This window comes from Paraburkholderia suaedae, assembly GCF_040812055.1.
Lineage (GTDB): Bacteria > Pseudomonadota > Gammaproteobacteria > Burkholderiales > Burkholderiaceae > Paraburkholderia.
The window spans coordinates 134,387-147,707 of the sequence record NZ_JBFOAH010000002.1 but is presented as its reverse complement, the minus strand read 5'-3'; the positions used below and the strand labels follow the sequence as shown (position 1 = coordinate 147,707).

Sequence of the window (13,321 nt, the reverse complement as noted above, 5' to 3'; positions counted from 1 at the left end):
ACCAATTAACCACTTGCGGACAGATGAGTGAATCTGACGAAACCGAAAATCAGCAACAACAAATATCCGAAGCTCAACGGAAATTTCCCAAATCGATTCGACGAATTCCCATTCATCAATTAACGCTCATTTAGTTGCGCGACAAAATTACGTCGCCACGCCAGGGATCACCCCAACTCATGGAATATCCCTGGCATCCATGCGTTTATTGCAGGCGAACGGCCGCCCGCCACCTCTGCTCGAACCCTATGTTGTCAATTCAGGAGCCATATCATGCGCAAGACGATCCTCTTTCTCGCCCCGCTCGCGCTGGTCGCGCTGCAACAGAGCGCGCTCGCCGACCCGCCGAGACTCAGCAACGGCCGCTTCGTCAGCGCTGACGGCATGACGCTTTACACGTTCGACAAGGACACGACGCCCGGCGCGAGCGCCTGCACCGGCGGCTGCATGAGCAACTGGCCGGCCGCGAACGCGAGCCCGACCGACAAGCCATCAGGCGACTGGACGTTGATTGCGGGCGCCGACGGCAAACAGCAATGGGCGTACAAGGGCCATCCGCTGTATCGCTACGCGGCGGACAAGGAGGTGGGGGATGCGAAGGGAGACGGCTTCAAGGACATGTGGCACACGGCCAAGCCCTGAGCGCGAGCCGGCTGCTGTTGCTGCAGACGGGCCGCTAGCCGCGGCGCCTGGTTACGCCGGCGCCGCGGCGAGCGTGACGTCACTCGTCTTTGGGACACTGCAGATTGCAGCCGTTCGGGTCGCCCATGTCGCCGCGCTTGCGCCGGCCCGAGACTTTGCCGTGTTGATATTTGTCCGAAGGCGCCGACGCGGCGAACGGCATTTGCGGATGCTCGGCAAGACGGAACTGGTCCTGCAGGATGCCGCCCGGCACGCCGGGCGAATTCTGGGCAAAGACAAGCGGCATGGTGGCGAGCAGCACACCCGCCGTTGCGGCGGCGGCACACGTGTGTAGAAGAACTTTCATATCGATTCAGGGGCGCGGCGTGGCGCGCATCAAGGCGGGACGGAAGGTGAGAGATTAGCGGAAACGGAAGCCTTGCGCAGCGATAAAGGCGGCGCGATGGTTACCCGGTCTTACTGCGGCCTGTCACAGCAGCTTCTCACTGCCAGTATCAGCGCGGTTCGCCGAGCGCGGCCGCGACATCGACCAGCTTGCCGCATTCACGCGGATCGTAGCCTTCCAGATGCTCGACGCTGTGCAAAAACGCGCTGTCTCGCAGCAACCTGATCACCCCCGCGAGCGGTGCGCGCTCAAGACTCGCGCGCTCGCATGCAAAGTAATAATCCTCGTCGACGACAGGAATGAAGTCGAGCCCGAAGTGATGCGCCGCGGGTGCCACGCCGAAACCCACGTCCGCCATTCCGCTCGCGACGAACGCCGCGATCGCCGAATGCGTGAGTTCGCTGGACGCATAGCCGTTGACGCGGTCGGGATCCACACCGATCTGGCGCAGCGCGAGATCGAGCAGCATGCGCGTGCCGGAGCCCGGCTGACGATTGACGAAGCGAATGTCGTCGCGGGCGAGATCGCGCAAGCCGCCGATCCGCTTCGGATTACCCTTGCCGATGAAGAGCCCCTGCATGCGCCGCGTGAGATGCACCAGCACATGACGTTGCGGATCGAGCCAGCGCCGGTACGTATCGGCGCAGACCGCGCGGAATTCGCCGAGCGGCAGGTGAAAGCCCGCCAGATCGCACTCGCCGCGCGCCAGTGCGCTGACCGCTTCCGCGCTGTCGCGATACTTGATGGTGACCGGCAGATGGTCGGCCACCAGCGCCGTCACCAGCGCGGCCACCGCGTAGCCGTGCGACGCGTGTATGCGCACGTCGTTGACAGGGGACGCGAGCCAGCGGTTCAGGTCGCTTGCCACTTCGCTCGCAAGCGCCTGCATATTGCCGTTCAGCCGCTCGCCGCACAGACGCTGCGCGCGCAGCACCGCTTGCCCCAATTCGGACAGCACCGACCCGCGGCCGCGCTCTTTGGCGATCAGCGGACCACCGAGCCGCTCTTCGATACTGCGCAGCAACCCCCACGCGTGCCGGTAGGACAAACCCTTAAGCGCCGCCGCCTGGGCGATGCTACCGGATTCGTCGACGAGCGCGAGCAGCGGCACGAGGTCCGACAGGCTTGCCTCGCGGCCGTCCGCGCCCGTCACCATGAGCTGCGCTTGGCATTCGACCCTGATCATATATGTTCCACTATTTCCTATTGCGCGCGCCGGTCCACCCGCCTATCGTTCGGCTATACAACATTGACGAAACGAAGCATACGTGCACGCATTATGAATGACAAGTGCATATATGACTTTCGGAGGAGCCCCCTTTTGGACGATTCCCACGCCATCGCGCCCGAGCAGGTCGTGCAGAAGCACGCGCGGCCAGGCATGTCGCTGCTCGCCGTGCTGCATGCGATTCAGGACGAACTCGGCTACGTGCCCCCGGCCGCTGTTGCGCCGCTTGCGCGTGCGCTGAACCTGTCGCGCGCCGAAGTGCACGGCGTCATCACCTATTACCACCACTTTCGCAGCGAGCCCCCCGCGCCCGTCACCGTGCAACTGTGCCGCGCGGAGTCGTGCCGCAGCATGGGCACCGAAGCGCTCGCGCAGCACATCGAGGCGCACACCGGCTGTCGCTTCGACGCAGGGCACCAGAACGGCGCCACCGTGGAGCTGGAATCGGTGTATTGCCTCGGCCAATGCGCGCTGTCCCCGGCCATGATGGTCAACGGCACGCTGCACGCCAGGGTCACGCCGCAGAAGTTCGACGCGATTTTCGCCGCCGCGAGCAAATGCGTGGAGGTGACGGCATGACGCGCATCTATGTTCCCCGCGATTCGTCGGCACTCGCGCTCGGCGCCGACGATGTGGCGCGGGCCATCCAGACAGAAGCCGCCCGCCGCGGCATCGAGATCGAACTGGTTCGCAACGGCACCCGCGGTCTGCTGTGGCTCGAACCGCTCGTCGAAGTGGCTACCGCCGACGGTCGCGTCGGCTACGCGAACGTCGAAGCGAACGACGTGGCGGGCCTGTTCGATGCGGGCCTCGTCGACGGCGGCGAGCATGCGCGGCGCGTCGGCGTGGTCGACGAGATTCCCTATCTGAAGAAGCAGCAGCGCCTGACCTTTGCGCGTATCGGCATCACCGATCCGCTCTCCATCGACGACTATGTCGCACATGGCGGCCTCGAAGGCTTGCGCCGCGCGCTCGAAACCGACGGCGACGCCGCCTGTGAAGCGCTGATCGAGTCGGGTCTGCGCGGGCGTGGCGGCGCCGCCTTCCCGGCCGGCATCAAGTGGCGCACGGTGCGCGGGACCCAGGCGGCGCAGAAGTACATCGTCTGCAACGCCGACGAAGGCGACTCCGGTACGTTCTCCGATCGCCTCGTGATGGAAAGCGACCCGTACCTGCTGATCGAAGGAATGCTGATTGCGGGTGTCGTGACCGGCGCGACGGTCGGCTACATCTACGTGCGCAGCGAGTATCCGCACTCGATCGCGACGCTCGAAGCGGCCATCGCCCGCGCGCGCGCCGCAGGCTGGCTCGGCGATAGCGTGCTCGGTTCGCCTGCGCATCGCTTCGAGCTGTTCGTCGCGAAGGGCGCGGGGTCGTACGTGTGCGGCGAGGAAACGGCGCTGCTGGAATCGCTCGAAGGCAAGCGCGGCATCGTGCGGGCAAAGCCGCCGGTGCCGGCGCTCGTGGGCCTGTTCGGTCAGCCCACGGTGATCAATAACGTGATCACGCTCGCCACCGTGCCGATCATCTTCGCGCGCGGCGCGGCGTTCTACAGGAACTACGGCATGGGCCGCTCGCACGGCACGCTGCCGTTCCAGCTCGCCGGCAACATCAAGCAAGGCGGCCTCGTCGAGCTCGCGTTCGGCGTGACGCTGCGCGAATTGCTGTACGACTACGGCGGTGGCACCGCGAGCGGCCGGCCCGCACGCGCGGTACAGGTAGGCGGCCCGCTCGGCACCTATCTGCCCGAAAGCCAGTGGGACATTCCGATGGACTACGAAGCGTATGCGGCCGTCGGCGCGGTGATCGGCCACGGCGGCCTGGTCGTGCACGACGACACCTCCAATCTCGCCGAACTCGCGCAGTACGCGATGCACTTCTGCGCGATCGAATCGTGCGGCAAGTGCACGCCCTGCCGGATCGGCTCGACGCGCGGCGTCGAAGTGATCGGGCGGATCCGCAACGGCGACACGTCCACCCGCCAGGTGCAGTTGCTGCGCGATCTGTGCGACACGATGGTGTCCGGCTCGCTGTGCGCGATGGGCGGCATGACGCCGTTCCCTGTGCTGTCCGCGCTCGACCATTTCCCCGAAGACTTCGGTCTCGCCGACGTGCCCACCAACGCCGCTGCGGCCTGACCCAGGAGCCCACCATGTCCGACGTATTCAACTCCCCCACCGGCGGCTGCGGTTCGGGCAACTGCGCGTGCAAGTCGCAGGCCCGACAACGCGCGAACGGCGCCTTCCTCGACGACATCGACTACGGCACGCCCGCGCGTCATGCGGACGTCGACGTCACGCTCGAAATCGACGGCCAGACGGTGACGGTTCCCGCCGGCACTTCGGTGATGCGCGCGGCCGCCGAAGCCGGCGTCAACGTGCCCAAGCTGTGCGCGACCGATTCGCTCGAACCGTTCGGCTCGTGCCGACTGTGCCTCGTCGAAATCGAGGGCCGGCGCGGCTATCCCGCGTCGTGCACGACGCCGGTCGAAGCGGGCATGAAGGTCAGCACCCAAACCGATCGTCTGCAATCGCTGCGCCGCAACGTGATGGAGCTCTACATCTCCGATCACCCGCTCGATTGCCTCACCTGCCCCGCCAACGGCGACTGCGAACTGCAGGACATGGCGGGCGTGACAGGGCTGCGAGAAGTGCGCTATGGCTTTGACGGCGCGAATCACCTCAAGGACAAGAAAGACGAGTCCAACCCGTATTTCACCTACGACCCGGCGAAGTGCATTGTCTGCAACCGCTGCGTGCGCGCGTGCGAAGAAACCCAGGGCACCTTCGCGCTGACCATCACGGCGCGCGGTTTCGAATCGCGCGTGGCGGCGAGCGAGAACCAGCCGTTCATGGAATCGGAGTGCGTGTCGTGCGGCGCGTGCGTCGCCGCGTGCCCGACGGCGACGTTGCAGGAGAAGTCCGTGGTCATGCTCGGCCAGCCCGAGCATTCGGTTGTCACCACTTGCGCGTATTGCGGCGTCGGCTGCTCGTTCAAGGCGGAGATGAAAGGCAACCAGGTCGTGCGGATGGTGCCGTACAGGAACGGCCAGGCCAATGAAGGCCACGCGTGCGTGAAGGGACGCTTCGCATGGGGCTACGCCACGCACAAGGACCGCATCACGAAGCCGATGATCCGCGCAAAGATCACCGACCCGTGGCGCGAAGTCAGCTGGGAAGAAGCGATCGCTTATGCCGCGTCCGAGTTCCGCCGCATTCAGGCCAAGCATGGGCGCGACTCGATCGGCGGCATTACGTCGTCGCGCTGTACGAACGAAGAAACCTATCTGGTGCAGAAGCTGGTGCGCGCCGCGTTCGGCAACAACAACGTCGATACGTGCGCGCGCGTGTGCCATTCGCCGACCGGTTATGGGTTGAAGACGACACTTGGCGAATCGGCGGGCACACAGACCTTCGCGTCGGTCGACAAGTCCGACGTGATCATGGTGATCGGCGCGAATCCGACCGACGGGCACCCGGTGTTCGCCTCGCGTCTGAAGCGCCGCGTGCGCGAAGGCGCAAAGCTGATCGTCGTCGATCCGCGGCGTATCGACATCGTCGATACTCCGCATGTGAAGGCAACGCATCACCTGCAATTGCGGCCGGGCACCAACGTCGCCATCGTGAATGCCCTCGCGCACGTGATCGTGACCGAAGGCCTGCTCGACGAAGCCTTCATCGCCGAGCGCTGCGAAGCGCGCGCGTTCGAGCAATGGCGCGATTTCGTCGCGCTGCCGGAGAACGCGCCGGAAGCCACCGAAGCGCTGAGCGGCGTGCCGGCCCAGCAAGTGCGGGAAGCCGCCCGCCTTTATGCGACCGGCGGCAAGGCCAGCGCAAGTGCCAGAGGCAACGCGGCCATCTACTACGGGCTCGGTGTCACGGAACACGCGCAGGGCTCGACGATGGTGATCGGTATCGCCAACCTCGCGATGGCGACCGGCAACGTCGGCCGCGAAGGCGTCGGCGTGAATCCGCTGCGCGGCCAGAACAACGTGCAGGGTTCGTGCGACATGGGCTCGTTCCCGCACGAACTGCCGGGCTACCGCCATATCGGCGACACGCTCACGCGCACGCTGTTCGAAGAAGCGTGGAACGTCACGCTGCAGCCCGAACCCGGTCTGCGCATTCCGAACATGTTCGACGCCGCCGTGCACGGCACCTTCAAGGGTCTTTACTGCCAGGGCGAAGACATCGTGCAGTCGGACCCGAACACGCATCATGTGTCGGCGGCGCTGTCGTCGATGGAATGCATCGTCGTGCAGGACATCTTCCTCAACGAGACCGCCAAATACGCGCACGTGCTGCTGCCCGGTTCGTCGTTCCTCGAAAAGGACGGCACCTTCACCAACGCCGAGCGGCGCATTTCGCGGGTGCGCAAGGTGATGCCGCCGATCCCGGGCTACGCCGACTGGGAAGTCACCATGCTGCTCTCGCGCGCGCTCGGCTACGAGATGGACTACACGCATCCGTCGCAGATCATGGACGAGATCGCGCGTCTCACGCCGACTTTCCGCGGCGTGTCGTACCGCAAGCTCGACGAGCTCGGCAGTATCCAGTGGCCCTGCAATGACGCGGCGCCGCAGGGCACACCGACCATGCACGTCGATACGTTTGTACGCGGCAAGGGCAGGTTCGTGATTACGAAGTTCATCGCATCGCCGGAAAAGGTCACGCGCAAATTCCCGTTGCTGCTCACGACCGGCCGGATTCTGTCGCAGTACAACGTGGGCGCGCAAACGCGCCGCACCGAGAACTCGCGCTGGCATGAAGAGGACCTGCTCGAACTGCATCCGCACGACGCCGAAGAGCGCGGCATCAAGACCGGCGACTGGGTCGGCATCGAATCGCGTGCGGGACAGACCGTGATGCGCGCGAAGGTGACCGAGCGGATGCAGCCGGGCGTGGTCTACACCACGTTCCACTTCCCCGAGTCGGGCGCGAACGTGATCACCACCGATAGCTCCGACTGGGCTACCAACTGTCCGGAATACAAGGTGACCGCGGTGCAGGTGATGCCGGTGCAGCAGCCGTCGCAATGGCAGCAGGCGTATTCGCGCTTCAATACCGAGCAGCTCGCGCTGCTCAAACAGCGCGAGCTGGCCAACGCGACGTCGGGCAAGTGAGGCGGCGATGGACACTGACAACCTTATCGACATGGCGAACCGGATCGGCGACTTCTTCGATTCGATGCCCGACCGCGAAGAGGCGCTCACCGGCGCCGCCGATCATATCCGCCACTTCTGGGAACCCCGCATGCGTCGCGAGCTGCTGGCCACGCTCGACGACGCGCCTAACGCGCACGGCGTCGTGATGTCGGCGTTCGTCCGGGAAGCGCTCGTCAAGCACCGCGAGGAGTTGATGCCTGCGGCCGCGACGCCGGCATAGGCGACGCGGCGCACTTGCGGTTCGAGCCGCTCGCGCGCCACGCCGCTTCGTTCAGTGCGTCACAGTCGACGACCGGACACGGGTGCGCATCACAGCGCGGCTTGCTCCGGTATCTCACCACCCACCGTCAGCCACGCTTCGCAATGCCGCAGCAGCGCCAGCAGATCGGAGCCAGTGCGCCCGCGCGCGCTGATATACCCGTCTGGCCGCACCAGATAGAACGACGGCCGCGTGCGCCCATACGATTCCGAGAGCGGCGGGCCGCCATCGCCGGTGGTATCGGTGATGCGCCAGATCCGCACCGCGTCCGGCAACAGCCGCTCGACCTCGGCGGCGAGCCGCTCCACTTCCGCGTCCTGCGCCGGTGCATGTTTGGCGGCCGGATCGAGCGGGGTGTCGTCGACGGACAGCGGCCGCAGCAGTAGAAACAGCGAGAAGAACGCCGGATCGTGCAAATCGAAAATGCAGCCGACACCCGGCGCGCGACCCAGCGGTCCGTCCACCACATGCACCAGCGCATCGGGCGCGCGTTCGCCGGCGCGCGGCCCTCCGTCGAGCACCCGTTCGAGCGTGAGCGGACTGCGCCGGTACTGGATCGACAACTCGCTGATGGTCAGCCGCGCGGCATCGCGCAGCGGGCCGAGCGCGGCCAGCACCGGCATCACGCGCTCGCGCAGCAGTTTCAGCGGACCATGATCGGCCTCGGCCAACTGCGTGATGAAGCCGGTCTGCCGCAGCACGTCGCGCTCGATCGGATGCCGTTCGAGATGGTAGGTGTCGAGCAGGCGGTCCGGGGCCGCGCCCTTGAGCGCGCGCGCAAGCTTCCAGCCCAGATTGAAGGCTTCCTGAATGCCCGTGTTCATCCCTTGCGCGCCGGCCGGACTGTGCACGTGCGCGGCGTCGCCGGCAAGGAAGATGCGGCCGACCCGCAACCGGTCCACCATGCGGCTGTTCACATGGAAATACGACGACCAGGCGAGCTCGGACACGTCCACCCGTTCGCGCACGCGCCGCGCGATCAACGCCTTGCATTGCTCGAGCGACGGCGCGGCCACCCGGTCGAGCGGCGGCTCGCCCAGCACCGCGGGCGTCAGGGGCGCGGCGACGGGTGGCGGCTCCGCCGCGTGATCCGCGATCAGCCGATGGCGCCCGTGACCCATTGGAAACAGCGCCACGAGGCCCTCGCCCGACGCGAAGATATGGAACTCGTCGTCGGGCCAATCGGTTTCGGCGTGCAGATCGGCGAGCAGGAAAGTCTGCTCGAAGCTCTTGCCCTCGAAGTTCAGACCTAGCTGATGACGGATCGAACTATGCGCGCCGTCCGCGGCGATCATGTAGGACGGCCGGATCGTTTCGGTGTGCCCGTCGGCGCGGCGCAGCGTGGCTTGCAGGCTCGCCGCGCCTTGCGAGAACATCGTCAGTTCGACGCCCCGCTCGATCTGCACGCCCAGCGTTGCGAGATGCTCGGTGAGCAGGCGCTCGGTCACGGACTGATCGAGAAACAGCAGGTACGGATAGCGCGTGTGCAGCGGGTCGAAGTCGAGTTGCGCGAGACGCATGCCGTTCGAAAACAGATTGGCGATGCGCGCGCGATGGCCGAGTTCGAGAAACGGTTCGATCAGCCGATGCTGTTCGAGCAGTTCCAGCGTGCGCGCCTGAATGCCGATAGCCCGCGAATAGGCGTTCGGCTGCGGCGCTTTGTCGATCAGACGCACGGGGATGTGGGCACGCGCCAGACTCATCGCCGCGGCGAGCCCGGTGGGACCCGCACCGACGATCAGCACCGGCGACGCATTGTATGCAGCAGCGTCCATGCGGCACTCCGGAGGCAGCAAATGCGCTCTAGTGTACGCCGCGCGGGCCCTGCCTAGCGGTGCGGTGCATCATTGGCGGGCTTGCTGGATGGGGTGGATGATGCGGCTTGCATGTCCGGGGCGTTGGGCGTTGGGCGTTGGGCGTTGGGCGTTGGGCGTTGGGCGTTGGGCGTCGGGCGTTGGGCGTTGGGCGTCGGGCGTTGAAAGCCCGGCGTGGTTACAACGTCAATGCGCGTGCGGCGCGTGATCCATCGCGCAGCGATGCCTGGTGGTGCCCAGGTCGACTTGCAGCGTCGCGTGCTGCATCGAAAAGCGCTCGTGCAATGCAACGACGACGCAATCGAGCCACTCGTCGCCGGGATGGCCGGCCGGCATCACCAGATGCGCGCTGAGCGCATTGCCGGTGGTCGACAGCGCCCACACATGCAGGTCGTGCACGTCGATCACGCCGGGTTGCGCCGCGAGGTACTCGTGGATGCTTTGCAGATCGACGCCGGACGGCACCGCGTCGAGCGCAAGGCGCAGCGAATCGCGCAACAGGCCCCAGGTGCCCCCCACCACCACGGCGACCACGAGCAGGCTCATCACCGGATCGAGCCACAGCCAGTGCGTGTACAGAATCGCCAGGCCGCTGAGCGCGACCGCCGCCGAGATACCGGCATCGGCAGCCATGTGCAGGAAAGCGCCGCGGATATTGAGGTCTTCGTGCTGACCACGCATGAAGAGCCATGCGGAGATGCCATTGATCACCATACCGATCGTCGCGACGACGAACACCGCGAGGCCGGCCACCGGCGCGGGGTTCATCAGCCGTCCAAGCGCCTCGGCGACGATCACGCCGCATGCGAACAGCAACAGTCCCGCGTTGACGAGCGATGCGAGGATCGACGAGCCGCCGTAGCCGAACGTGTAACGCGCCGACGGACGCCAGGTGGCGAGCCAGGCGGCGCCCCATGCGAGCAGCAGGCCGAGCACGTCGGAGAGGTTGTGGCCAGCGTCGGCGAGCAGCGCGGTGGAGTGCGCGAGCACGCCGTACACCGCCTGCATGACGACGATCGCGATGTTCAGCGCCACCGCGATGGCGAACGCGCGGCCGTGGCCTTCGACGGGGGCGTGCGCGTGGTGATGATGGCCAGCGTAATGGTGCGCGTGGTTTGCGTGAGCAACTTTGCCGGTGGAGCTTGGGTGGTCGTGCTTGCCGTGGTCGTGGCCGCTGTGGTCGTGAGCAATGGAGTCGTGACCACTGCGGCCATGACCGCTATGCTCATGACCGCTGTGGTCCTGCCCGCCCAGCTGGTTACCGGCGACCTCATGATCGCCCTGCTCGCGACGATGGCCTTCATGCCCGGCAAGCCCGCCAAACTCACCTTGCGCTTCATGATCGCGGTCCGGCCTATCGGCTTTCTTCATCGCTCGTCCTGGGAAAAGTCGTCGGCCGGCTCGGCGACGTGTTCGCGCATGCCGGCCAGCATTGCGCTGATATGGCTATCCGCCGCGCGATAGAGCACCTGTTTGCCCTGCCGCTGCGCGCGCACGATCCGCGCCGCGCGCAGCAACCGCAAATGATGGCTAACCAGCGACGGCGACAGGTTCAGCGCCCGCGCAATCGCGCCGACCGCGCGCTGGCCGTCGACGCACGCGAGCACGATGCGCAAGCGAGTCGGGTCGCCGAGCAGGCGGAACAGTTCGGCGAGCGGCACGACGGCATCCGGCGCGCTCACCGGCGGCAAAGCCGAAGCGCAGACACCACCGCCACCGCCGGCAGAGGCAGCGCAAGCGGCAACCGGAACAGCGCCAGCAGCGGACGGACCCAAAGCACACTCCCCAAAAAAGGCACAGCGACAGCAGCCACATATGAACAGCCGTTCAAATGTTATAGACGGCTACCGAAGCGGTCAAATCCGAGGGTCGTGCAACGAGTGTGGGAAAATGCGGCCTCTGCCTCATCCAGAACCATCCTCCGTCATGCAATCTGTATTTGAGAGCGCCTTCGCGGCGCATCGTGACGGCCGCCTCGACGACGCCGAACGCGGCTATCGCGCGACGCTCGACGGCAATCCCACGCACGTCGACGCGTTGCACCTGCTGGGCGTGCTGCGCCACCAGCAAGGCCAGCACGCCGAAGCCGCCAACCTAGTGCGGCGCGCGGTGCACCTGCGCCCGGAAGACGCCGCGCTGCAACTGAACCTGGGCAATGCGCTGAAGGCGCTCGGCCAGATCGACGACGCGATCGAGCAGTTCCGCAATGCGCTGACGCTGGCGCCGACGTTTCCGATGGCGCACTACAACCTGGGCAACGCCTATGCGTCGCTGGGCCGCCACGAAGACGCCGCCGACGCGTTCGAGAAGTCGCTGCGTCTGCAACCCGAAGACGCGTCGTCGCATAACAACCTGGGCAACGCGCTGCACGCGCTCGGCCGGCACACGGAAGCGATCGCGTCGTTTCAGCGCGCGCTCGAACTGCGTCCGGGCCACGCCGGCGCGTTGAACAACATGGGCATGTCGCTGAACGCACTGGGCCGCGCCGATGAGGCGATCCCCTGCTTTCAGGCGGCGCTCGCCGTCGAGCCGCGCTTCGTCGCGGCGCACTTCAATCTCGCCAATACGTTCGACGCCATCGGCCGGCATGCCGAAGCGGTCGCGTCGTTCGAGGCCGCGCTGAGCTACCAGCCCAATCTGCCGCCGGCCATCTACGGGATGGGCAACGCGCTGGCGGCCCAGGGACGCCCCGCGCAGGCGCTGCCGTATCTGGAGCGCGCGGTCGGTCTCGATCCGCAATTCGCGCTCGCCTGGCTGAGCCTGGGCAGCGCGCACCAGGCGCTGAACGCCCATGCGCCGGCCGTGCGCGCGTTCGACCAGGCGCTGCGGCTGCGCCCCGACCTCGCGAGCGCGCATCTGAACCGCGCGCTCGCGTGGCTGGCGCAGCGCGATTTCGCACGCGGCCTGCCGGAGTACGAATGGCGGTTGCAAATCGCCGCGCAGCCGGTCATCCAGACGCTACCGCGCTGGCACGGCGAGCCGATCGACCAGCGCACGCTGTTGATCCATGCCGAACAGGGTTTCGGCGACACGCTGCAATTCGTGCGCTTCGTGCCGCTCGCCGCGCGGCGCGCCGCACGCGTCGTGCTGGAAGTGCAGCCGAAACTGCTGCCCTTGCTGGCGCCCGCCGCCCAGGCCTGGCGCGTGACGCTGATCGCCCAGGGCGCGCCGCGCCCCGCCGCCGATCTGCAATGCCCGCTGCTGAGTTTGCCGCTCGCGCTCGGCATCGGCTTCGACACCATTGCTCAGCGCACGCCCTATCTGCGCGTGCCGCCCGCCTATGGCCGCAAATGGCGCGGCTCGCTCGGGGGTCACGCCAAACGCAAGATCGGCATCGCGTGGTCGGGGCGCATCCAGCAGAACGAAACGCGCTCCATGCCGCTCGCCGCCCTCGAACCGCTGTTCGCGCTCCACGGCATCGACTGGATCGTGCTGCAGCCCGAACTGGACGCCGAGCAACGCGTGGCGCTCGACGCGCATCCGCGCGCCGCGTCGATTCATCGCTTCGACGCGCGGATCGGCGACTTCGCGGATACCGCGGCGATCATCGAGCGGCTCGATGCGGTCGTGTCGATCGACACGTCCATCGCTCACCTGGCCGGTGCACTGGGCAAGCCGCTGTGGCTGATGCTGCCGTTCGCGGCGGATTGGCGCTGGTTCGTCGGCGAGACGCGCAGCCCGTGGTATCCGGGCGCCACGCTGGTGCGTCAGCCGCGTCCCGGCGCGTGGGACGCGGTCGTAGACGTGGTGGCGAACGAATTGCGCAAAGGCTAGCCGGGCGCGCGGTTCGTGGCACAAGCCACGCAAGGCAACGCAACGCAACGCTGCA

Annotated in this window: 11 protein-coding genes; 6 read left to right on the top strand and 5 right to left on the bottom strand. The window is 66.5% G+C overall.

From position 1 onward, the window contains the following. Positions 1-273 precede the first annotated feature (273 nt). Complete coding sequence (locus ABQJ48_RS04090) at positions 274-642, top strand: COG4315 family predicted lipoprotein (RefSeq protein ID WP_367836159.1); 369 nt, start codon at positions 274-276, stop codon at positions 640-642. 79 nt (positions 643-721) lie between these two features. Here the strand turns inward: ABQJ48_RS04090 and ABQJ48_RS04085 are convergent, their stop codons facing one another. Together ABQJ48_RS04085 and ABQJ48_RS04080 are read right to left on the bottom strand one after the other, a co-directional pair. Then, on the bottom strand, positions 722-988 hold the full coding sequence (locus ABQJ48_RS04085) for a hypothetical protein (protein ID WP_367836157.1): 267 nt from the start codon (positions 986-988) through the stop codon (positions 722-724). Between the two features lie 148 nt (positions 989-1,136). Next, positions 1,137-2,213 (bottom strand): substrate-binding domain-containing protein, encoded by a 1,077-nt coding sequence (locus ABQJ48_RS04080; protein ID WP_367836156.1) that lies wholly within the window; start codon positions 2,211-2,213, stop codon positions 1,137-1,139. Positions 2,214-2,348: 135 nt separating this feature from the next. Between ABQJ48_RS04080 and ABQJ48_RS04075 the strand changes: the two genes are divergently transcribed. The 4 genes from ABQJ48_RS04075 to ABQJ48_RS04060 are packed head-to-tail and all read left to right on the top strand — an operon-like array spanning position 2,349 to position 7,639. Then, positions 2,349-2,834, top strand: a complete 486-nt coding sequence (locus tag ABQJ48_RS04075) for an NAD(P)H-dependent oxidoreductase subunit E (protein WP_367836154.1) — start codon at positions 2,349-2,351, stop codon at positions 2,832-2,834. After that, positions 2,831-4,393 (top strand): formate dehydrogenase beta subunit, encoded by a 1,563-nt coding sequence (locus ABQJ48_RS04070; RefSeq protein WP_367836152.1) that lies wholly within the window; start codon positions 2,831-2,833, stop codon positions 4,391-4,393. Before ABQJ48_RS04075 ends, ABQJ48_RS04070 begins: the two co-directional genes overlap by 4 nt. A 14-nt stretch (positions 4,394-4,407) precedes the next feature. Then, the gene (gene fdhF, locus ABQJ48_RS04065; protein ID WP_367836151.1) at positions 4,408-7,377 is read left to right on the top strand and encodes a formate dehydrogenase subunit alpha; all 2,970 of its coding nucleotides are present in this window, start codon (positions 4,408-4,410) and stop codon (positions 7,375-7,377) included. Between the two features lie 7 nt (positions 7,378-7,384). Beyond that, positions 7,385-7,639, top strand: a complete 255-nt coding sequence (locus ABQJ48_RS04060; protein ID WP_367836150.1) for a formate dehydrogenase subunit delta — start codon at positions 7,385-7,387, stop codon at positions 7,637-7,639. Between the two features lie 89 nt (positions 7,640-7,728). Here ABQJ48_RS04060 and ABQJ48_RS04055 read toward each other — a convergent pair whose 3' ends face one another. From ABQJ48_RS04055 to ABQJ48_RS04045, 3 genes are all read right to left on the bottom strand, one after another. Then, positions 7,729-9,453 carry an FAD-dependent monooxygenase gene (locus ABQJ48_RS04055; RefSeq protein ID WP_367836149.1) on the bottom strand — a complete coding sequence of 575 codons (1,725 nt, stop codon included), beginning with the start codon at positions 9,451-9,453 and terminating at the stop codon, positions 7,729-7,731. 225 nt (positions 9,454-9,678) lie between these two features. Next, positions 9,679-10,863 carry a cation diffusion facilitator family transporter gene (locus ABQJ48_RS04050; RefSeq protein ID WP_367836148.1) on the bottom strand — a complete coding sequence of 395 codons (1,185 nt, stop codon included), beginning with the start codon at positions 10,861-10,863 and terminating at the stop codon, positions 9,679-9,681. Beyond that, on the bottom strand, positions 10,860-11,183 hold the full coding sequence (locus ABQJ48_RS04045; RefSeq protein ID WP_367836519.1) for an ArsR/SmtB family transcription factor: 324 nt from the start codon (positions 11,181-11,183) through the stop codon (positions 10,860-10,862). The genes ABQJ48_RS04050 and ABQJ48_RS04045 overlap by 4 nt, the downstream gene beginning before the upstream one ends. 235 nt (positions 11,184-11,418) lie before the next feature. Here ABQJ48_RS04045 and ABQJ48_RS04040 point away from each other — a divergent pair, with 235 nt between their 5' ends. Continuing rightward, positions 11,419-13,266: a tetratricopeptide repeat protein gene (locus tag ABQJ48_RS04040; protein WP_367836146.1), complete on the top strand. Its 1,848-nt coding sequence runs from the start codon at positions 11,419-11,421 to the stop codon at positions 13,264-13,266. Positions 13,267-13,321 lie beyond the last annotated feature (55 nt).